The organism is Exiguobacterium sp. GL_137, from assembly GCF_057834585.1.
The window spans coordinates 667,266-689,373 of sequence record NZ_CM174406.1 but is presented as its reverse complement, the minus strand read 5'-3'; the positions used below and the strand labels follow the sequence as shown (position 1 = coordinate 689,373).

The window sequence follows — 22,108 nt, the reverse complement described above, 5'->3', positions numbered from 1 at the left end:
ATAATGGCGGTCCTGACGGGATTCGAACCCGCGATCTCCTGCGTGACAGGCAGGCATGTTAACCGCTACACCACAGGACCGTATGTAATAATTGCGGGGGCCGGATTTGAACCGACGACCTTTGGGTTATGAGCCCAACGAGCTACCAGACTGCTCCACCCCGCGATGATAAAAAATGGTGACCCGTACGGGAATCGAACCCGTGATACCGCCGTGAAAGGGCGGTGTCTTAACCGCTTGACCAACGGGCCATTTTATAATTGAAAATGTTATGGCGGAGAGCAAGGGATTCGAACCCTTGAGACGCTTATGACGCCTACACGATTTCCAATCGTGCTCCTTCGGCCACTCGGACAGCTCTCCATTGCATGTGGTGAAGAAGTAATAAATGGCTCCGCAAGTAGGATTTGAACCTACGACCTACCGGTTAACAGCCGGTTGCTCTACCACTGAGCTATTGCGGAACGATCGCCTGGCAGCGTCCTATCCTCACAGGGGGAAGCCCCCAACTACTTTCGGCGTTCAAGTGCTTAACTTCCGTGTTCGGCATGGGAACGGGTGTGACCACTTGGCTATCGCCACCAGACATCTATCATCTTAACATTATGTTTCCATAACGTCAAGCGCTTTTTTGAAAGGCTCGCGCCCTCAAAACTGAAGTCATCAACAATGCATCTGCTAGAACAAGGCCTCGACCGATTAGTATCACTCAGCTCCGCATGTCGCCATGCTTCCACCCGTGACCTATCTACCTCATCGTCTCTGAGGGGTCTTTCTTGATTACTCAAAGGGAAATCTCATCTTGGAGGGGGCTTCATGCTTAGATGCTTTCAGCATTTATCCCGTCCGCACGTAGCTACCCAGCGATGCTCCTGGCGGAACAACTGGTACACCAGCGGTGCGTCCATCCCGGTCCTCTCGTACTAAGGACAGCTCTCCTCAAATTTCCTGCGCCCACGACGGATAGGGACCGAACTGTCTCACGACGTTCTGAACCCAGCTCGCGTACCGCTTTAATGGGCGAACAGCCCAACCCTTGGGACCTACTCCAGCCCCAGGATGCGATGAGCCGACATCGAGGTGCCAAACCTCCCCGTCGATGTGGACTCTTGGGGGAGATCAGCCTGTTATCCCCAGGGTAGCTTTTATCCGTTGAGCGATGGCCCTTCCATGCGGAACCACCGGATCACTAAGCCCGACTTTCGTCCCTGCTCGACTTGTAGGTCTCGCAGTCAAGCTCCCTTCTGCCTTTGCGCTCTACGAATGATTTCCAACCATTCTGAGGGAACCTTTGGGCGCCTCCGTTACTGTTTAGGAGGCGACCGCCCCAGTCAAACTACCCGCCTGACACGGTCCTCCAGCCGGATGACGGCTGCGAGTTAGAGACTCTATGCATGAAGGGCGGTATCCCAAGGGTGACTCCTCCGAAGCTGGCGCTCCGGTCTCGACGTCTCCCGCCTATCCTGTACATCATGCACAAAGCCTCAATATCAGGCTGTAGTAAAGCTCCATGGGGTCTTTCCGTCCTGTCGCGGGTAACCTGCATCTTCACAGGTACTATGATTTCACCGGGTCTCTCGTTGAGACAGTGCCCAAATCGTTACGCCTTTCGTGCGGGTCGGAACTTACCCGACAAGGAATTTCGCTACCTTAGGACCGTTATAGTTACGGCCGCCGTTTACTGGGGCTTCGGTTCAAAGCTTCGCTTGCGCTAACCCATCCCCTTAACCTTCCAGCACCGGGCAGGCGTCAGCCCCTATACGTCATCTTGCGATTTAGCAGAGACCTGTGTTTTTGCTAAACAGTCGTTTGGGCCTATTCACTGCGGCTCTACTCATGTAGAGCGTCCCTTCTCCCGAAGTTACGGGACCATTTTGCCGAGTTCCTTAACGAGAGTTATCCCGCGCGTCTTAGAATTCTCATCCCGCCTACCTGTGTCGGTTTACGGTACTGGCACCTTCCACCTCACTAGAGGCTTTTCTTGGCAGTGTGAAATCGTGACCTTCGTCCCTACGGGACTCCGCATCGTTCCTCGACTTTGATGCCTGACGGATTTGCCAATCAGACGGTCTCGAAACTTACACATGCACTTCCATCCGCATGCGTCACTATCCTCCTGCGTCCCCCCATTGTTCAAACGGTGGATCGGTGGTACAGGAATATCAACCTGTTATCCATCGCCTACGCCTTTCGGCCTCGGCTTAGGTCCAGACTAACCCTGAGCGGACGAGCCTTCCTCAGGAAACCTTGGGCTTTCGACGGAGGGGATTCTCACCCCTCTTTTCGCTACTCACACCGGCATTCTCACTTCCAAACGCTCCACTGCTCCTTCCGGTACAGCTTCACAGCGGTTTGGAACGCTCCCCTACCATTCCTTACGGAATCCGCAGCTTCGGTGGTATGTTTAGCCCCGTTACATTTTCGGCGCGGCGCCACTCGACTAGTGAGCTATTACGCACTCTTTGAATGGTGGCTGCTTCTAAGCCAACATCCTAGCTGTCTAGGCAGCGCCACATCCTTTTCCACTTAACATACACTTTGGGACCTTAGCTGGCGGTCTGGGCTGTTTCCCTCTTGACTACGGATCTTATCACTCGCAGTCTGACTCCCGAGTATAAGTTGCCGGCATTCGGAGTTTAACTGAATTCGGTAACCCTGTGGGGGCCCCTAGTCCAATCAGTGCTCTACCTCCGGAACTCTCAACCTCGAGGCTAGCCCTAAAGCTATTTCGGGGAGAACCAGCTATCTCCAGGTTCGATTGGCATTTCACCGCTACCCACACCTCATCCCCGCACTTTTCAACGTGCGTGGGTTCGGACCTCCAGTCAGTGTTACCTGACCTTCATCCTGGACATGGGTAGATCACCTGGTTTCGGGTCTACGACAACGCACTATGGCGCCCCTATTCAGACTCGCTTTCGCTACGGCTCCGCCTCATCAGCTTAACCTCGCGCGCTATCGTAACTCGCCGGTTCATTCTACAAAAGGCACGCCATCACCCATTAACGGGCTCTGACTACTTGTAGGCATACGGTTTCAGGATCTATTTCACTCCCCTTCCGGGGTGCTTTTCACCTTTCCCTCACGGTACTGGTTCACTATCGGTCACTAGGGAGTATTTAGCCTTGGGAGATGGTCCTCCCGGATTCCGACGGGGTTTCACGTGTCCCGCCGTACTCAGGATCCACTCTGGAGGGAAAACAGTTTCAGCTACAGGGCTGTCACCTTCTTCGGCCGACCTTTCCAGGTCGTTCACCTACTGTCTTCCTTTTTGACTCCGTATAGAGTGTCCTACAACCCCGGAGAGCATGCTCTCCGGTTTGGGCTGTTCCCGTTTCGCTCGCCGCTACTCAGGGAATCGCATTTGCTTTCTCTTCCTCCGGGTACTTAGATGTTTCAGTTCCCCGGGTCTGCCTCACGCTACACTATGTATTCATGTAACATGTCCCATCCCATTACGGATGGTGGGTTCCCCCATTCGGAAATCCTCGGATCAAAGCATACTTACTGCTCCCCGAAGCATATCGCTGTTCGTCGCGTCCTTCATCGGCTCCTAGTGCCAAGGCATCCACCGTACGCCCTTCATACCTTGATCTAGCATTTTGGTATTCTAAGAACACACGTCTAATGACATGGTTATAAAAAATTTGATGTCTTGTTGATGTCTTCAGTTTTCAAGGTGCGAGTGTCTCTTTCGAGACTGAGAGACGAGCTCTCAAAACTGAACGATGGGCATGTCCCGTAAGGGACGTTTTCCTTAGAAAGGAGGTGATCCAGCCGCACCTTCCGATACGGCTACCTTGTTACGACTTCACCCCAATCATCTACCCCACCTTCGACGGCTGGCTCCTTGCGGTTACCTCACCGGCTTCGGGTGTTGCAAACTCTCGTGGTGTGACGGGCGGTGTGTACAAGACCCGGGAACGTATTCACCGCAGTATGCTGACCTGCGATTACTAGCGATTCCGACTTCATGCAGGCGAGTTGCAGCCTGCAATCCGAACTGGGAACGGCTTTCTGGGATTGGCTCCACCTCGCGGTCTCGCTGCCCTTTGTACCGTCCATTGTAGCACGTGTGTAGCCCAACTCATAAGGGGCATGATGATTTGACGTCATCCCCACCTTCCTCCGGTTTGTCACCGGCAGTCTCCCTAGAGTGCCCAACTAAATGCTGGCAACTAAGGATAGGGGTTGCGCTCGTTGCGGGACTTAACCCAACATCTCACGACACGAGCTGACGACAACCATGCACCACCTGTCACCCTTGTCCCCGAAGGGAAAACTTGATCTCTCAAGCGGTCAAGGGGATGTCAAGAGTTGGTAAGGTTCTTCGCGTTGCTTCGAATTAAACCACATGCTCCACCGCTTGTGCGGGTCCCCGTCAATTCCTTTGAGTTTCAGCCTTGCGGCCGTACTCCCCAGGCGGAGTGCTTAATGCGTTAGCTTCAGCACTGAGGGGCGGAAACCCCCCAACACCTAGCACTCATCGTTTACGGCGTGGACTACCAGGGTATCTAATCCTGTTTGCTCCCCACGCTTTCGCGCCTCAGCGTCAGTTACAGACCAAAGAGTCGCCTTCGCCACTGGTGTTCCTCCACATCTCTACGCATTTCACCGCTACACATGGAATTCCACTCTTCTCTTCTGTACTCAAGCCTTCCAGTTTCCAATGACCCTCCCCGGTTGAGCCGGGGGCTTTCACATCAGACTTAAAAGGCCGCCTGCGCGCGCTTTACGCCCAATAATTCCGGACAACGCTTGCCACCTACGTATTACCGCGGCTGCTGGCACGTAGTTAGCCGTGGCTTTCTCGCAAGGTACCGTCAAGGTACGAGCATTACCTCTCGTACTTGTTCTTCCCTTACAACAGAGTTTTACGATCCGAAAACCTTCATCACTCACGCGGCGTTGCTCCATCAGACTTTCGTCCATTGTGGAAGATTCCCTACTGCTGCCTCCCGTAGGAGTCTGGGCCGTGTCTCAGTCCCAGTGTGGCCGATCACCCTCTCAGGTCGGCTATGCATCGTCGCCTTGGTGGGCCATTACCCCACCAACTAGCTAATGCACCGCAAGGCCATCCCAAGGTGACGCCGGAGCGCCTTTCATCATCAGACCATGCGGTCTGAAGAACTATTCGGTATTAGCTCCGATTTCTCGGAGTTATCCCAATCCTTGGGGCAGGTTCCTTACGTGTTACTCACCCGTCCGCCGCTCATTCCCTTCACTTCCCTCCGAAGAGTTCCGTGAGCTTCCTGCGCTCGACTTGCATGTATTAGGCACGCCGCCAGCGTTCGTCCTGAGCCAGGATCAAACTCTCCATAAAGTGTTTGACTTGCTCGTTGTTGTGACTAGATGTCACATTGACGAAGCTTGCGCTTCATTCATTTTTTGTATCCGAAGATACGTTTTTTGCCTCATCGTTCAGTTTTCAAAGTTCGTCGTGTCGTTTTCAGCGACTTTAATAAGATATCACGGAATAGCTTATGCGTCAACCGTTTTTTTCTCGTTTTTTTCATCGCGTCAATGGCGTGTGCCTGTCGACATGTATTAATATACTATCTCGAGATAATAACGTCAATGCTTTTTAATCATTTTTCTTGTTATTATTTTTTTCTTCTATATATGCTTACTTTATTTAATTTTAAAAAACAAAAAACCGGTCTGTCAAACGACCGGTTCATATGTCACGAGTTCAACTCCAAGTCCTTTCGTACGTTGGTACGAAATCCGGACTAACCCTTTCCGGATGAAGAAATCAATCAAGCTACCTAAATCAACTTTCAATTCTGTCAAACGGCTTTCTTCCATCAATTCTTGCATCGTCCAAGGATGGTCGTGCTCTCGCATGACTTCGAATAAGTATCTGCCACCGGACAATACTTTCGATTGCAGTAAATGCTCTAGTCCGATCAGCGCTAAATGAATCCGTTGTTCCAATGTTTCTTCACTTAACAGTAGTTGTTCATATAATTTGTAGACATCCGGATCGTCCAGTCGCGCCTGCTCCCAAACGACGACTTCCGGATGCGCTCCTTTTTCCAATACGGACAACCGGGCCAAATGATGCAGTGCATGATGGACATGCGTATAGGCATCATAATAATTCCCGCGACTGAACAGATTTCTTCCGTCCTGAAAACGGCGCAGTAGTTTTGCGAATGACAGCGACATCTGTAAACAGCGTTCCGTTTCCGGGAAATTGAGCAGTTGTTTTTTTAAATCTGTCAAATAGTCATTCCGTTCAAAAATGATGGTCCCTTCCGACACCCAATGGACAGCGCGGCGATTCGCATTTAAAATCAACCAACGGGAAAGGACTTGTTCATGCACAAGATGTAATGAAACCCGAAGTGTATCCAAACGATAATGTTTCACTGTCCACTCGATAGAAGGATCTCGGGTAATTACTAAAAGTAAAACATCAAATTGATCGGTCAAAGAGTCTCTCGGTTGCCTTTTTTCAACAGAGATAATGCCTTGCGTCTCCGGATAAGCCGCATATTCTGAATAAATCGTTCGTGTTGCTTGTTCCATTTCCTTCTCACCCTTCTCTACTCCATACTCGTTACTCTGATCATTCGTCCGTTACCATTTTCGACAAAAAATCAATCGTTCCTGCTTCTGACTCGATCCAACAATATGCTAGACTGACTACAGGGGGAATTCATGTGAAAAAACAACGCAAGAATAAAATAAACCGCGCCCGTAACTTGGCAATGTTCCTTGTCTTTGGTGGAATGCTTGTCATGTATGGCGGTCTTTTGTTAAAACAATTCGAAATCATCATGGTCATCCTCATGCTTGTCGGATTTATAATGGTCCTCGCCAGTACGGCTCTCTATTTTTTGATCGGACTCACTTCGACGAAAGCAGCAGTCGTCACCTGCCCAAACTGCGGCAAGGAGACGAAAGTCCTCGGGCGAGTCGATTTATGCATGCACTGCGACGAACCTCTGACGATGGATCGTAACCTTGAAGGAAAAGAATTCGATGAAAAGTACAATAAACACAGTAAACGAGCTCCCCGTTAAGGAAGCTCGTTTTTTTAATGCACGTTTGATTGACACTCCGGACAAGTCCCGTAAACCTCAAGACGATGACGATCTACTTTAAAACCTGTTAAATGCGCCGCAACCGTCTCAACGTCATCTAAAACAGGATAGTTGAAGTCAACGATTTTCCCGCATCCTTCGCAAATCATATGGTAATGACGCGTCGTAACGAAATCAAAACGGCTTGAAGCATCTCCATAATTCATCTCTTCTACGATCCCTTTTTCTCTAAAAACCCGTAAATTATTATAAACTGTCGCCACACTCATATTTGGAAAACGATGTTCGAGCGCACGATAAATCTCATCTGCCGTCGGATGTGTATGTCCCGTCGTTAAATATTCCAAAATCGCATGACGTTGTGGTGTCATCCGAACGCCTGATTCACGTAAAGAGCGTACTGCATCATCTAGCATTTCGTTCGCCACGTCATCCCCTCATTTCTATCTTTCATTGATTATTAGATTGTAATCTTTATAATTAGTCTACCTACATTCTCTCTTTCCGTCAACGGCTCTGCTCCACGTTTGACGGACATGATACAATCATATCGTGATATTTTTCACGTATCAAGGATTGGAGGAATCATCATGTCAACTCATGCAAATCGCCCGACTTCCGAAGCATTATATGAAGTAGCACAACAATGTATCGTCGGAGGTGTGAACAGCCCATCCCGCTCTTATAAAGCAGTCGGAGGTGGTGCACCCGTTTATATGGAGCGTGGAGAAGGAGCTTACTTTTATGATGTCGACGGCAATCGTTACATCGATTACTTAGCAGCTTACGGTCCGATTATCACCGGTCACGGTCATCCACATATTACGGAAGCGATCACGAACGCTTCGCGCAACGGTTTGTTATACGGAACACCCCACCGTCTCGAAATCGACTTTGCGCACAAACTCCAACAAGCGATCCCTTCTTTAGAAAAGGTGCGTTTCACAAACTCCGGAACAGAGGCCGTCATGACGACGATCCGCGTCGCCCGCGCCTATACAGGACGTGAACTTGTCGTCAAATTCAGCGGTTGCTACCATGGTCACTCGGACTTAATGCTGATTGCAGCCGGTAGCGGTCCTGCCACACTCGGTTCACCTGATTCGGCCGGCGTCACTAAAGCGACAGCCAAAGAAGTCATTACCACACCGTTCAACGATATCGAATCTTACCGTCAAATCATGGCAGAATGGGGCGATCAAGTCGCCTGTGTGCTTGTCGAACCGATTGTCGGAAACTTTGGAATCGTGGAGCCTCAACCCGGTTTCCTCGAAGCGATCAACGACATCACCCATGAACACGGTGCTCTTGTCATCTATGATGAGGTCATCACTGCTTTCCGTTTCATGTACGGTAGTGCACAAGAACTCTTGAACATCCGCCCAGACATGACAGCGCTCGGAAAAATCATCGGCGGCGGTCTGCCGATCGGGGCTTATGGCGGACGCCAAGATATCATGGAACATGTTGCGCCACTTGGTCCTGCCTATCAAGCAGGTACGATGGCGGGAAATCCGGCTTCGATGGCAGCTGGAATCGCCTGTCTCGAGTTGCTCGAACAGCCCGGTGTATACGAAGAGTTCGACCGTCTCGGTGCAAAACTCGAACAAGGAATATTAGAGGCTGCTGACACACATGACGTCACGATTACGATTAACCGTCTTAAAGGTGCATTGACGGTTTACTTCACGGACGAAACAGTCATCGACTATTTAGGTGCTGAACGTGCCGATAGTGAAACGTTCGGTCGTTTCTTCAAGTTAATGCTTGAACAAGGCGTCAACCTCGCTCCTTCTAAATACGAAGCCTGGTTCTTGACGACGGCTCACACGGAAGCAGACATTGACGAAACAATTGTTGCTGTCAACCGTGCTTTCGCCCAACTGTAAATCAACCATTCATACAAAAAGGCTGTTCCGATTTTTTCGGAACAGCCTTTTTTCATTCAACGAGTTCTAGATTTTGAATCGCATACAGTTCAAAGTAGGCGCCACGTTTTCGCATTAATTCTTCATGACGTCCCATTTCTGTAATCTGACCGTTTTCAATGACGACAATTTTATCGGCATCGGTGATGGTCGAGAGACGGTGGGCGACGGTAAACGTCGTCCGTCCTTTTGCAAGACGGGCAAGCGAATCCTGAATCATCGATTCACTTTCCAAATCAAGTGCACTCGTCGCTTCATCCAAAATCAAAATCGGTGGATTTTTGAGGAATACCCGGGCAATTGCCAGACGTTGTTTTTGTCCGCCAGACAATTTGACACCCCGTTCGCCGACCGGTGTTTTATAGCCGTCCGCCAAACGTTCAATGAACTCATGGGCATTGGCCGCTTTCGCTGCCGCGACCACCTCTTCATCCGTTGCCTCGGGATTTCCCATCTTAATGTTCATTTCGACCGATTCACTGAACAGAATCGATTCCTGCATGACCATACCGATTTGATCGCGAAGACCACGTAACTTCAAATCACGAATGTCGACGCCGTCAAGCGTGATTCGCCCTGATGACACGTCGTAAAAACGGGGTATCAGACTGACCAGTGTTGATTTCCCACCGCCCGACATCCCGACAAATGCTATCCGTTCTCCCGCCTGAACATCGAGCGTCAACCGGTCAATCGCCCGTTCGCCGCCTTCTTCGTATGAGAAGCTGATATTTTCAAACTGGACGTTCCCTTTGACAGCAACCGGATTTTTCGCATTGGCTTTTTCCGTAATGTCATACGGCTCATCCAGGAATTCAAACATCCGGTCCATCGAGGCAATCGACTGGGTCAGTGTCGTCGAAGAGTTCACGAGACGACCGAGCGGTGCGTACAGACGATCAATGTAGGCAATAAAGGCGACCATCGTCCCAAGTGATTCCTGTTCGTTCAGAACGAGGAAGGCTGCTGCTCCGAAAATCAAAATCGGTGCAAAATCGGTAATCGTCGAGACGACGACGTACGTCCGGGCATTCCAATTCGTTTGGCGTAAGGCCGCTGTCAAGAATCCGTCATTTTGTTTTTTGAACGCCTGGTTTTCATGGGGTTCAAGCGCAAAACTGCGAATGACTGCCATTCCGTTGACCCGTTCCGTCAAGTGTCCTTGAAGCTCAGCAAGAGCTGCGGAACGGTCCCGTGTCAGACTGCGGAGTCGTCCGTAAAAGAACTTGACCGCGAGTGCGTAAAACGGCAACGGAATGATGGCGACGAGTGTCAGTTTCGGATCAATCGTCCACATGATAGCGATGGCAATCAAAATCGTAATCATATCGAGCCATAAATTCATGAGTCCGGTGACGACAAAATCTTTTGTCTGTTCGACATCATTGATGATCCGGGAGATGACTTCACCGGTTTTCGTATTTGAATAAAAGCGGAGTGACAATTTCTGAACATGATCGAACAGACGGTTCCGGACATCAAATAAAATTTTTGACGCCGACCACTGGGCCAGATACTGCCGAATGTATTCAAGCGGCGGTTTGATGACAAGGAATACGAAGAATCCGGCTCCGATCAAGTAGGCCAGCTCTTTACTGCGCTCCGCCAGCGGAACGGTCTGATTATCAAGTAAATTGTCAATGATGTACTTGTAGAGCAGCGGCAATCCTAACGGAATCGAAAACTTGATGATCCCGACGAACACCGTTAAGAGAATTTGTTTTTTATACGGTTTGACGAATTCCATGTACCGCCGGATGGAACCCTTCTCTTTTAACTGTTTTTGTTTTGCTTTACCCATGTATTTCCCTTCTTTCCACTAAAAAAAGACGATGGCGAACCATCATCTCCGATATCTTGTTTCGTATTCACGATACCACGTTTCCACGAAAGCTGGATTGAATGGACCTTTGCGACTGCGGATCCATTGAATCAAAATCTGAACGTTGTCCTTCAGAATACGATCAATCGCTTTCGGATAGTTCATCTCCCGGCGATGTTTTTCGTACTCGTCCTCATCCAAAATCATGTAAGACATGTCCGGATAGACTTTAATATCTAAATCATAATCAATGTACTTGACTGCTCGATCCTTTTCATCAAACGTCGAAGGTGACCCTAAGTTGCAGTAATAGTAGATTCCGTCTTCACGAATCATACAGATTACATTAAACCAGAGTTCTGTCGAAAAATAACAAATCGCGGGTTCTCGTGTCCGCCACTGACGACCATCCGATTCACTGACCATGATCCGGTCATTGAATCCAATCAATTCTTCTTCCGTCGATTTAAGCACGAGCGTTTCTTCCCAAACTCTGTGTAAGCTGCCGTTATGTTTGAAACTTTGAATCTCAATCTTGCTACTTTCTTTTGGGAATCGACTCATGTGCTACTCCTTTCTGAAGCTTTTTATTCAGTTTTTTCTATACTCTCGTGCTTATTATACCCATTTTCAGAACACATGAAAAACGAAAGGCTACTTTTTCAGGAAAATGACTGGTATTTAACTTGAAAAATGATGCAACATCGCCTGTTTCCGCTGCTGAAACATCGGCTTCAGAATAAATAAGTCCACCAACCCTTTTGGTAAATACGATTTATAGACCAAGTCATCAATCATGTAGACCCCGTCCGCCCGTTCCTCGACACGGTGAAGATGACACCAGGCTGTAAAAGGAAATGGCACCTTGACTCCGACATCCACGAACAAGTCGCTCCCGACCATTGGAATGATCGAATCCCACTTTACAAAAACCGGTGGAACACCGACCTTCAGCTGAATCGTGTTCCCCGCATATGTCCGTGTATCCCCGTTCGTCTGTACTTTCGGAAACGTCGTCATCCCCGTCAGGGCTTTGGCATCACTTAAAAAGGACCAGGCTTGCTCCTTCGTCGTCGGCACTTTCGTTTCTGTATAAAAATGATCCATTAGAGTTCCTCCTTTAATAAACGATCAATCTTCATCTGAGCAACGGAAATCGGTTGTTTTTCATATGTCTGTTCATCCATTAAAATAGTTCCTTCCGGTTGTGTCGTAACACGGTACACCGTGATATCCCAAATCCGGTGCGAAAAGATATGTTTGACACTGCCAACGCATATTCCGGGCTGTTCTTCCGTCGATTCAATCAAAGGGTACTGCCACATACCGGCCAAGAGTCCTGTATCCGGACGTTGCATGACTGCGACTTGTCCATTTTCCTCATAGACAAGGGCATCATACTGGATCGTCTGGGTTTTGCCTTTTTTGGTTTTAACGGGAAGTTCTGCTTGAACGGACCGTTCGTAAGCAAAGCAGACATCATTGACGGGACAAAGTCCGCACATCGGTGATTTGGGTGTACAGACCATCGCGCCGAGTTCCATCAAACCTTGATTGAAGCTTGACGGATCCGCGTGATCAATCAATTCATGAACAGCCGCTTCAAAGACTTTCCGTGTTTTCGGCGCCGCAATGTCGTCATAAATCCCGAGAACCCGGGATAATACACGCATGACATTCCCGTCAACAGCCGGTTCCGGATGGCCGTAGGCAATCGAAAGAACGGCACCTGTCGTATAGGGACCGACTCCCCGTAAACTTTCAAACCGTTCTTTTTCATCCGGTACGATTCCATCATATTTTTCAACAACTTCCTGAACGGCGATTTGAAGGTTCTTAACCCGGGAATAGTACCCTAAGCCTTCCCAATATTTTAAGACTTCACTTTGGTCGGCTGCCGCCAAATCATGGGGGGTTGGAAACCGTTCCGTGAACCGGTGGTAATAAGGAATGACCGTATCGACCCGTGTTTGTTGCAGCATGATCTCACTGATCCAGATGTGATAGGGGTTTTTCGTTTCACGCCACGGTAATTGTCGTTGTTCCCGTAAAAACCACTGAACCAATTCCGTTGTAAAATGCCGTTTATTAAAGTTTGTGAAATATTCTGTAACAAGAGTCAAAATATTACCTCTTTTCTATTTGATACGTTATAGTAAGTTCAATTAACCTTAAAATCAATTTACGTTTTTTATGATCCTGAATACTATGATAGAGGAGCGAATTCGCATTGGATACTGGTACGCATATCGGAATGGGACTTTGCCTCGCCGCCATTTCTACACTTGAACCGGATGTCGCTGCAAGCGCTACGCTGTTTGCGGCTGTCACGACGACGGCGTTGGTCGGTTCCCATGCTCCAGACTTTGATACTGTATTTAAATTTAAAGGTAACAGTGCCTACCTGAGACAACACCGTGGTAAATCCCATGGTTTGATTGCCTTGATTGCCTGGCCGTTGTTACTGTCGATTGTCATCGGCGCCCTGTTCGGCGTTCCACCAACTTCATTATGGCTGATGGCACAGATTGCTGTCGCCCTTCATGTCTTCGTCGATCTGTTTAATGCTTACGGTACGCAGGCACTTCATCCGTTCAAGAAGACCTGGATTGGGTGGGGCGTCATCAATACGTTTGATCCCTATCTGTTCACGATGTATTACGGTGCGTTCGGTATTTGGTTATTGACCCGTGCAACAATCGTCATTTTCCCGATTCTGATTGCGATCGTCATCATCTATTACGCGGTTCAATTTAAGTTGCGAAATGATGCCTTGGCAACGGCAGCCCGTTATTATGGCGGTGCCCACAAACTGTTTATTTCTCCCGGAATGAAATGGGACGAATGGCATGTCGCCGCACGTCTTCGAAATGAATATGCGGTCGTCAAAATCAATTCCGGGACCGTCGTCGAATGCGGCAATTTCCGGATCAAGAATGAACCGCACGGTGACGAATTATACGACATCGTCAAAGAGAACGCCGATTTACAGGCTTTCCTTGAGTTCTCTAAAATTCATACGTATACCGTTTCCCGAAAAGACGGAATCGTTGAATATCGTTTCACGAATTTACGTTACTTCACGAAAGAAGTCTATCCGTTCGTTGCTGTCGTAAGGGTCGATGCGACGTCACGTCAAATCGTCAGTTCTTACACAGGATGGGTCTTCAGTGAACGGACGTTGCAAAAAAAATTATTCGTTCCCGCTTTATGAATAAAGGACTCGCCATGCTCGGAAGACATTCTTCCGAACCGCGAGTCCTTTTTTAATTTAATGACTGGTCGTCGCGCCCGATCATCAAATGCTTGAATTTCTCATTTGTCGTATTGAAACGGTGAAGCATCGAACCGTGTTGCTTGATTTGTTGCTGAACGAAACGGACGGCAACTGCCTCACCTTGGTATTTTTCTCCCGCTCGTGCAAGTGTCGCTTCAAAATCTTCCCATAAGACTTCCACCCACGTCAAGGCTTCAAGCGGTGTCAGCGTCTCATTGACTTCTTGTAATTCTTCCGACAATCCTTTTAATGCTTCTGAACGATTTTGATCCATCGTCATTCCTCCTCTTCTTGAATCAACGCGAGTGGAATCGCCACTTCGTTGACTGTCCCTTCAAAATGCCCCCAGCCCATGACACCGTTGACGAAATGCAGTTCGAATCGTGCATCTTCTCCGGCAATCCGGTAAAAACGCCCCGTCTCAAACCGGCTGGCGTCGACTAAATAACTTTGGGCAATCGCAATCTTACGGATAATCACCTCGACTTCACTCATGTTGCCATGTTGCTCGGCTTTACGTTTCTGCTCATTTAATTTCGTCACGAGCATCTCTAATTCATATTTTGATAACTGACTCATACGTGTCTCCATAAAAAAACTCCCCCTCTTCGTCATTAGTATATACGAAAAGAGGAAGAAAAATGATGGAGTTAGCTTGATTTCAGTTCGAGATTCCGTTTACTTTGTAACGCATACATTTTGCCATAGATTTTTTGTTTTTTGAGTAACTCGTCATGCGTACCGCGTTCGGCAATCCGTCCTTGGTCGAGGACGATGATTTCGTCGGCGTCTTTGATCGTTGACAAGCGGTGGGCGATGATGAACGTCGTCCGCCCTTTCGTCAAGGTCAACAACGCTTCTTGAATCATCGCTTCCGTCTCGGAATCGACACTCGCTGTCGCCTCATCGAGCACTAAAATGGCCGGATCAAATGCCAGTGCCCGGGCAAAGCTGATTAACTGCCGTTCACCGGCCGATAAGGTCGCCCCTTTTTCGATGACCGGTTCATCAAGTCCCTGAGGAAGCCGGTCAATGAACCGGTCTGCTCCAACAGCCACGATCGCTTCCCGGATCCGCTCTTCCGAAATTGCCGGATTTCCGAGCGTGATGTTCGACCGAATCGTTCCGGTGAATAAAAATGGATCCTGCAGGACGATGCCCATGTGGTCACGAACCGCCTGTTTTGGCAGCGACGTAACATCTTGTCCGTCAATCAACAATTGACCGGATGACGGATCATAAAAACGCATCAGAAGATTCATGATCGAACTTTTCCCGCTTCCGGTATGTCCGACGAGAGCGACGGTCGCACCGGGACGGGCATCAATCTCGATTTCTTGTAAGACAGGATGGCCCGGATCATAACTGAAGCCGACCTGTTTGAATTCCACGCGACCGGCGAAACGGGGTAAACGTCCTTTTCCGACTTCTTCGCCTTTTTCATCGAGCAGTTGGAACATGCGGTCTGCCGAAACGAGTGCTTGTTGCAGTGGTGATAGTTGATTCATGATTTGAGTCACCGGTTCAAATAACCGGGAGACATAATCGATATAGGCGTATAAAATACCGAGCGATAAAAACGTCCCATCGGTCAGACTTTTTCCGGCGACGACCCAGATCAACAAGGCAAGCGTCAGGTTTTTTAAGAAATAAGATAAGTTATGCGACATCAAGGCATCGAGCCGCAATAACTTGGAGCGGGTTTGATAGTTTTCTTCATTTTTCTGCTCAAATTCCGCCAACACTTCTTTTTCCCGCGCATACGCTTGAATGATTGGCATCGTTTGAATATTCTCATTCAATTGACCATTCATATCAGCAACAAGCGACCGGACTTTGAAGTTATTTTCCGTCGCGAGCTTCTGGAACAACTGAATCCAGAAGTAGACAATCGGAATAATCAGCAACGAAACTAATCCCAAACGGACATCAAGGAAAAACATTGCTACTAAAATTCCAGCCATCGTAATCAGTCCTGAAAAGACCCGTGCCAACACACCCAAATACAAATCACGGATTGTTTCCGTATCGTTCGTTACACGACTGACAATCTTCCCAATCGGTGTTTGGTCAAAATAGCGGACCGGCAACCGTTGTAAATGTGTAAAGACATCAAGCCGCATCCGTTTAACGATTTTATGCGCCGACCGCTGAAGCAGGATTTGTTGCACCCAGTTCAGACCGGCTGCGATTAACAGCAGGATGATATACATCAAGGATAGCCAGCCGACTGCTTTTAAGTCGGAAGCATAAAAATCATACACTTGTCCTTGTGTGAGCTTCGCGACGTTTGCGTAACGAAATACCTCATCGCCCCGCGTGACGGTCAACGTCCCATCCTCCACACTGCGTTCTCCACCGCTCACGACTTGTTTCGGTACAAAATAATAACCGTCTTTTGACTGGACAATCGAAATGGATTGAATGACGGCAGAGGACGGGACGTCCTGCTTCTTCGCAAATTGACGCCCGTCATACTCGACCCGTCCTCCATCTTTCACTTCCACCCAGTCCTTTTCAATCGCAACGATATGCTCATCGATGATGACTTTCGCAATATAAGGTCCGGTCAGTTCTGCTCCGACTGCTAAAATCAATAGAAATAATCCTAGGAAAATCGCTTGTTTTTCATACATCGCATAACGGACAAGCGATCGAATCGTCGTTTTCCGACGAACGGGATCTAATAAATACAATTCTTCTTCCTTCACGTTCGACACCTCCTACCTTACGTTTCTTCACTTTGCCGTTCGAACTGTTCGGCATACCATCCTCTATGGTTCATCAGTTGTTCGTGCGTGCCCCGTTCGGTCACTTGACCATCCTGCAGGACAAGGATTTCGTCCGCATGGGCAACAGCAGACAAACGGTGTGCGACAATCAATGTCGTTGCCTGCTCGCGGTTGGTTCGAATCGCTTCAATGATGTGCGATTCGGTTTTCGCATCGACCGCGGATAACGAATCGTCAAGCAATAATAATTTTGGTTTTTTCAACATTGCCCGGGCGATCGACAGCCGTTGTTTTTGTCCACCGGATAACGTGACACCACGTTCGCCGACCAACGTCTCAAGACCTTGATCGAGCATCGTGATATCTGTCGTGAACGAAGCGAGACGAATCGCTTCCTGCAATTCAGCTTCCGTTGCCGTTCCGGCACCGAACAAAATATTGTCCCGTACCGTTTTCGAGAATAAAAGATGTTCCTGCGAGACATAACCGGTCCAGCCGCGGACCGTTTCCAAGGCGACGTCTTCATACGGAATCCCGTTGACTTGCAACATCTCGCGCCCCAGCGGATATTCGCGTAAAAACTGCCGCAACAATGTTGTTTTTCCGGCGCCGGTCGGACCGACGATCCCGATTGTCTTGCCTTGTTCGATTGTCACGTTAATATCGCGTAAGGCGGGCTGTTTCGTTCCCGGATACGTAAACGTTAGATCAGATAAAACGATTGTTTCCGGAAAATCCACATCTGCGACCGGTGTTGACGTAATCAACGGTTTCACCCGCATCGTCGCTTGCAGACGATCGAGGCTTGCTGTTCCGCGTTGGATGACGTTAATCAATTCCCCGAATGCATACATCGGCCAAATCAACATCCCGAGATAAATATTAAAGGCAACGAGTTGCCCAAGCGTGATGTCGTTCGTAAAGACAAGATAAGTCCCGAACGATAAGCCGATCAGATAACTGATTCCGACGAGTAATTTGATAATCGGCTCGAATAAGACATCAATTTTTGCGACGTGCATGTTTTTATCAAATACATCACTCGTCACAGCATCAAATTTTTTGACATCGATGTCTTCCTGAACGAATGAACGAATGACCCGCAGACCGGAAATCGATTCCACGACTTGGTCATTCATCGTGCCAAACGCATCCTGCGCCGTCATGAACCGTCCATGAATCTGGCTGCCGAGTTTATTCATCGCGTAAGCGAGAATCGGCATCGGTAACAATGCCGCAAGTGTCAGTTTCCAATCGATTGCCACTCCCATGACGACAAGTGTAATGGCCGTCATGTTTAACGAGTCGACGAGCGTCAGGACACCAAAGCCGGCTGTCCGTTCTACTGCCTTCAAGTCATTGGTCGCAAGTGCCATTAAATCCCCGGTCCGGTTGCGTTGGTAAAAAGTTGGCGTCAGCTTTAATAAATGCGTAAAGAATTGGCTGCGCAACGTCCGTTCGAGTAAAAAGGCTGTCCCGAATAATTTCGCAAGCCACAAGTACGTCAGAATAAAAGACGTAATGGAAATAACGGTCAGACCTACCACATATTGAATCAATGTCGTCCGGTCCATGGATCCGGAACGTAGTCCGTCAATCACTTTTCCGATCAACCACGGTGGTGTCAAGTCAATGAAGCCGGTCACGATCAGTAGTAACACGGCAATCAAATACGATTTTTTATGTTCTTTCAGAAACCAACTGAGTTGGCGAAATAATCGCACGATGGCTCCCCCCTTTGTCGTTCATAATGGTGTTACACGTTTCCAAGCACGCAAAAAAGGCAGACGGATTTCCGGAGCAGTCCGAGAATCCATCTGCCTTTCTAAAGACGATGTGAATCGACGATATGGTCTGCGTGCTCGGGGAACGGATTCCCTGTCAATCGCACACTGAAAGTAGTGTTTATACGAGTTCGAGAGTCTCCGCCATATTCAGCTGTTTAATAAGTGCGTTTACAATTGGCTGTTTCATTTGACGGTTCCTCCTTTTCTTAATCTGAGCGTAGAATAGCATAATTATCGAACAATTGTCAATTTTGTGTCTAATCTTTTAAAATGAAGTGAAAACTTATATTCCGTCCGCTTCTTCCTGCTTAACCTGTTCGATCACTTCCGAAACGAGTGCATACGGAAATCCTTTTCGAACCAATGCTTGTTGTGTTTTTTGAACCCGGGCGAACGGTTCCAGGTTCCGATACTTCGGATAATATTTTCGTGCCTGGTACAAAGCGGCAGATTCTTCTGTGTCAGCTTCCACCTCTTCGAACACTTGTTGAATCCCGAGCTTCGAGACCTCCGATGAAAATCCGCGTTGCATCAGGGTTTGTTGCAGTTTCTGCTTTAGTTCCCGAACCGATCGGCGGGCCAGTTCTTTTTGTTTTTGCCGAAGAAACTTCAACACCTTTTCCAGCTCTTCTTCTTCCGTGAATGCTGTCAATGCCTGATCAATATACGTCTTTTGAATCTTCAGCATTTCTAAATCCCGGCGGATTTTACCCGGTCCTTGCGGTGTCGTCGCTTTTTTTGTCGCGGTATACGCTTCCGCAAATTGTTGATCGTTCAAATATTTTTGGTCGGTCAATCGTTTGATGGCATGCTTGACGGCATGTTCCGGCGTCTCTTTTTCGATCAAATACGATTCCACTTCGCTCGTCGCCCGCATCCGATATGACAGATGATTGAGTGATAAGCGGTACGCTTTTTGTTGTTCTTCCGCCGTCAGCACTTCCTTGACGAAATCATCGTCCAGCTCTTTATCCCGTTGCAGATTGTATTTGATTAGGATATCGGCATCAACGGCAAACGCATATTCTTCCTTCCCTTCACGCTCGATGTAGATATTAAAGCGTTCCGTATTTTTCTTTTGGGTTGAAATCCGTGTGATTTTCAAGTCGGTTCCTCCTTTTTCATCTTCTCCTGCAACGATAACATGTTGAATGAGGTTTGAGTGAAATGGACAAACGGGAACATATGTACAAGTATTCATATAGATTGAACGAAAGGATGACTCTAGTTATGAAAATAGCGATTACAGGCGGAACCGGAATGATTGGACAGGCATTAACAAAACGATTACTTAACGAAGGCCACCAGATTGTCATTTTAACCCGTTCACCGAAGGCAACAGAAGGTGCTGTCTCTTACGTTGAATGGCTGACGGATACAGCAACACCCGAACATCACTTAAACGATGTAAATGCCTTCATCCATTTAGCAGGTGCTTCCATCAATGAAGGGCGCTGGACAGAAGAACGTAAACGCGTCATCCTGGAGAGCCGGATTGACTCGACGAAAGAACTCGTCCGGATTATTCAGGCCCTCGATTCAAAACCGGATGTCGTCCTATCGGCTTCTGCCGTCGGAATTTACGGTCAGGACCGCCATCAGACGTTTACGGAAGAAACGACTATCCCCCCGACTGCCGACTTCCTCAGCCATGTCTGCGTCGCATGGGAAAATCTCGCTCAACCGATTGCCGACAGCGGTGTGCGTCTCGTTCATCCGCGAATTGGTGTCGTCCTCAGTACAGAAGGCGGTGCTTATCCATTGATGCGCCTGCCGTATACATTATTCGGCGGCGGCACGATGGGCGACGGGAAACAATGGGTTTCCTGGGTCCATATCGACGATCTTGTCGAACTGTTCCTGTTCGCACTGACGACACCGTCTGTCAACGGTCCGCTCAACATTACAGCCCCTCATCCGGAAACGATGCGCCGGTTTGGTCAAACGATTGGAAAAGTGTTGCACCGTCCGCACTGGTTACCGGCTCCACGCTTTGCCCTCGAGCTCGCTCTAGGAGAAAAAAGTGTTATCGTACTCGAGGGTGCCCGTGTCATTCCAAAAAAAGCTCTCGAAAACGGCTACAAGTTTCGGTATGCTGAATTAAAGGATGCACTTCAGAATCTCGAGCACACAAACTAATACAGGGGTTGAACAATGTTGGATGTTTTAATACGTAATGCACATATTTTTCCGATTACGTCAGATAATTTTTATGGCGATATCCGAATCAAAGATGGAAAGATTCATGAAATCAATGAATTGTTGGATGCCAAAGAGAACGAACGTGTCATCGAAGCAGAAGGCCGCTTCCTGCTTCCCGGTTTCATCGATGCCCACACCCATCTCGGTTTGTACGATGAAGGAACCGGTACAGTCGGAAACGATGCCAATGAAACCATTTTCGCGATGACGCCCCACTTGCGGGCAATCGACGGCGTGTATCCACTCGACGAAGGATTCAAAGAAGCGATCGAACATGGTGTCACGACGGTACAAGTCATGCCGGGCAGCATGAATATCATCGGTGGTGTCACAAGTGTCATCAAGACATATGGCCGCTTCATCGATGATATGATTTTACGGAAGTATGCCGGATTAAAAATTGCGCTCGGTGAAAATCCAAAACGTGTCCATAGTGCCGGTCGTGCCGGTGAATTGACGCGCATGGGAATCATGGGTATGTTGCGGGAAGCGTTTCTTGAAGTGAAGATGCAACGGACCGCAGATACATTTGCGCACCGGATGATTGAACGGGTCCTCAAAAAAGAAATGCCGCTCCGTGTCCACGCCCATCGAGCCGATGATATTTTATCAGCGATTCGTTTTGCAGAAGAGTTTGAGCTCGATGTCCGAATCGAACATTGTACAGAAGGTCATCTCGTTGCCAAAGAACTGCAACAATTACCGATTGAACATGTCACGGTTGGTCCGACCTTTACACGAAAGTCAAAAATCGAACTCAAAAATAAAACATGGGAAACGTATCGTGTCCTGCATGAACATGGTCTTGAAGTATCAATCACGACGGATCATCCGTACACACCGGTTCAATATTTAAATTTATGTGCCGGTCTTGCCGCCCGTGAAGGACTGCCGGTTGATATCGCGCTTCGTGCCATCACGATTAATCCGGCCCGTTCGATTGGCGTTGCGGATCGTGTCGGTTCCATTGAAGTTGGAAAAGATGCCGATCTTGTTCTTTGGAGTCACTTCCCGCTCGATTATCTGGCGAAGCCTTTGATGACCATGATTGACGGAAAAGTTATTTTTGAACATACCCATCTGACATCGATGTCTTAAGAAAAAAGCCTACGATTTTAACGGAAATCCGTTGAAAATCATAGGCTTTTTTTGTTATGAAAGTGAGGCTTTTTCGTTTGCAAGAAATGTCTTATTTTCGTATGTTTTTTCACAAAAATTATTTGCTTGCTTTTTTAAAAAAAGAAGGTAATATTATCTTATCCGACAACTGAAGAAGGCATACCATGCGCGGTTCAAACGAGTCAGACA

The 22,108-nt window shown here is 48.2% G+C and carries 16 protein-coding genes, 5 tRNA genes and 3 rRNA genes; 5 read left to right on the top strand and 19 right to left on the bottom strand.

Features of this window, described 5'->3' with window-relative positions:
* Positions 1-4: 4 nt before the first annotated feature.
* The 9 genes from AC3IRK_RS03600 to AC3IRK_RS03560 form a co-directional block, all read right to left on the bottom strand.
* Positions 5-80, bottom strand: a tRNA-Asp gene (locus AC3IRK_RS03600).
* A gap of 11 nt (positions 81-91) precedes the next feature.
* A tRNA-Met gene (locus AC3IRK_RS03595) sits at positions 92-165 on the bottom strand.
* An 11-nt stretch (positions 166-176) separates the two neighbouring features.
* Positions 177-251, bottom strand: a tRNA-Glu gene (locus tag AC3IRK_RS03590).
* Between the two features lie 21 nt (positions 252-272).
* Positions 273-363, bottom strand: a tRNA-Ser gene (locus AC3IRK_RS03585).
* 26 nt (positions 364-389) lie between these two features.
* Positions 390-464 (bottom strand) — tRNA-Asn (locus AC3IRK_RS03580).
* Between the two features lie 6 nt (positions 465-470).
* A 5S ribosomal RNA gene (gene rrf / locus AC3IRK_RS03575) occupies positions 471-586 on the bottom strand.
* A gap of 93 nt (positions 587-679) precedes the next feature.
* Positions 680-3,595 (bottom strand): 23S ribosomal RNA (locus tag AC3IRK_RS03570).
* A gap of 166 nt (positions 3,596-3,761) precedes the next feature.
* Positions 3,762-5,323, bottom strand: a 16S ribosomal RNA gene (locus AC3IRK_RS03565).
* Together the 16S, 23S and 5S rRNA genes with 5 tRNA genes alongside form the textbook arrangement of a ribosomal RNA operon.
* A gap of 341 nt (positions 5,324-5,664) precedes the next feature.
* Positions 5,665-6,534 carry a nucleotidyltransferase-like protein gene (locus tag AC3IRK_RS03560; protein ID WP_131504170.1) on the bottom strand — a complete coding sequence of 290 codons (870 nt, stop codon included), beginning with the start codon at positions 6,532-6,534 and terminating at the stop codon, positions 5,665-5,667.
* 134 nt (positions 6,535-6,668) lie between these two features.
* Here AC3IRK_RS03560 and AC3IRK_RS03555 point away from each other — a divergent pair, with 134 nt between their 5' ends.
* Positions 6,669-7,031 (top strand): YgzB family protein, encoded by a 363-nt coding sequence (locus AC3IRK_RS03555; protein ID WP_489170412.1) that lies wholly within the window; start codon positions 6,669-6,671, stop codon positions 7,029-7,031.
* A gap of 14 nt (positions 7,032-7,045) precedes the next feature.
* On the opposite strand, the gene perR is transcribed toward AC3IRK_RS03555, so the two are convergent.
* On the bottom strand, positions 7,046-7,468 hold the full coding sequence (gene perR, locus AC3IRK_RS03550; protein WP_251138800.1) for a peroxide-responsive transcriptional repressor PerR: 423 nt from the start codon (positions 7,466-7,468) through the stop codon (positions 7,046-7,048).
* Between the two features lie 174 nt (positions 7,469-7,642).
* Here perR and AC3IRK_RS03545 point away from each other — a divergent pair, with 174 nt between their 5' ends.
* Entirely contained in the window at positions 7,643-8,941 is a 1,299-nt protein-coding gene (locus AC3IRK_RS03545; protein ID WP_131504171.1) for a glutamate-1-semialdehyde 2,1-aminomutase, read from the top strand.
* 52 nt (positions 8,942-8,993) lie between these two features.
* Here the strand turns inward: AC3IRK_RS03545 and AC3IRK_RS03540 are convergent, their stop codons facing one another.
* From AC3IRK_RS03540 to mutY, 4 genes are all read right to left on the bottom strand, one after another.
* On the bottom strand, positions 8,994-10,781 hold the full coding sequence (locus AC3IRK_RS03540) for an ABC transporter ATP-binding protein (RefSeq protein ID WP_131504172.1): 1,788 nt from the start codon (positions 10,779-10,781) through the stop codon (positions 8,994-8,996).
* 42 nt (positions 10,782-10,823) lie between these two features.
* Complete coding sequence (ntdP, locus tag AC3IRK_RS03535; RefSeq protein ID WP_012369561.1) at positions 10,824-11,366, bottom strand: nucleoside tri-diphosphate phosphatase; 543 nt, start codon at positions 11,364-11,366, stop codon at positions 10,824-10,826.
* A gap of 117 nt (positions 11,367-11,483) precedes the next feature.
* Entirely contained in the window at positions 11,484-11,909 is a 426-nt protein-coding gene (locus tag AC3IRK_RS03530; RefSeq protein ID WP_214855390.1) for a hypothetical protein, read from the bottom strand.
* Positions 11,909-12,925: an A/G-specific adenine glycosylase gene (gene mutY / locus AC3IRK_RS03525; RefSeq protein WP_489170411.1), complete on the bottom strand. Its 1,017-nt coding sequence runs from the start codon at positions 12,923-12,925 to the stop codon at positions 11,909-11,911. The genes AC3IRK_RS03530 and mutY overlap by 1 nt, the downstream gene beginning before the upstream one ends.
* Before the next feature lie 107 nt (positions 12,926-13,032).
* Between mutY and AC3IRK_RS03520 the strand changes: the two genes are divergently transcribed.
* Positions 13,033-14,016: a metal-dependent hydrolase gene (locus AC3IRK_RS03520; protein ID WP_131504175.1), complete on the top strand. Its 984-nt coding sequence runs from the start codon at positions 13,033-13,035 to the stop codon at positions 14,014-14,016.
* 52 nt (positions 14,017-14,068) lie between these two features.
* Here the strand turns inward: AC3IRK_RS03520 and AC3IRK_RS03515 are convergent, their stop codons facing one another.
* The 5 genes from AC3IRK_RS03515 to AC3IRK_RS03495 all read right to left on the bottom strand — a co-directional run bounded on the left by AC3IRK_RS03515 (position 14,069) and on the right by AC3IRK_RS03495 (position 19,703).
* Complete coding sequence (locus AC3IRK_RS03515; protein ID WP_131504176.1) at positions 14,069-14,353, bottom strand: YfhJ family protein; 285 nt, start codon at positions 14,351-14,353, stop codon at positions 14,069-14,071.
* Between the two features lie 2 nt (positions 14,354-14,355).
* Positions 14,356-14,670, bottom strand: coding sequence for a DUF1811 family protein (locus AC3IRK_RS03510; RefSeq protein WP_214855392.1), 315 nt, complete (start codon positions 14,668-14,670; stop codon positions 14,356-14,358).
* Positions 14,671-14,729: 59 nt separating this feature from the next.
* Complete coding sequence (locus AC3IRK_RS03505; RefSeq protein ID WP_489170410.1) at positions 14,730-16,790, bottom strand: ABC transporter ATP-binding protein; 2,061 nt, start codon at positions 16,788-16,790, stop codon at positions 14,730-14,732.
* A gap of 17 nt (positions 16,791-16,807) precedes the next feature.
* The gene (locus AC3IRK_RS03500; protein WP_131504179.1) at positions 16,808-18,535 is read right to left on the bottom strand and encodes an ABC transporter ATP-binding protein; all 1,728 of its coding nucleotides are present in this window, start codon (positions 18,533-18,535) and stop codon (positions 16,808-16,810) included.
* A 346-nt stretch (positions 18,536-18,881) separates the two neighbouring features.
* Positions 18,882-19,703, bottom strand: coding sequence for a RecX family transcriptional regulator (locus AC3IRK_RS03495; protein ID WP_131504180.1), 822 nt, complete (start codon positions 19,701-19,703; stop codon positions 18,882-18,884).
* Between the two features lie 125 nt (positions 19,704-19,828).
* Here AC3IRK_RS03495 and AC3IRK_RS03490 point away from each other — a divergent pair, with 125 nt between their 5' ends.
* Positions 19,829-20,737, top strand: coding sequence for a TIGR01777 family oxidoreductase (locus AC3IRK_RS03490; RefSeq protein WP_214855396.1), 909 nt, complete (start codon positions 19,829-19,831; stop codon positions 20,735-20,737).
* 15 nt (positions 20,738-20,752) lie between these two features.
* Positions 20,753-21,898: an amidohydrolase gene (locus AC3IRK_RS03485; RefSeq protein ID WP_131504182.1), complete on the top strand. Its 1,146-nt coding sequence runs from the start codon at positions 20,753-20,755 to the stop codon at positions 21,896-21,898.
* Positions 21,899-22,108 lie beyond the last annotated feature (210 nt).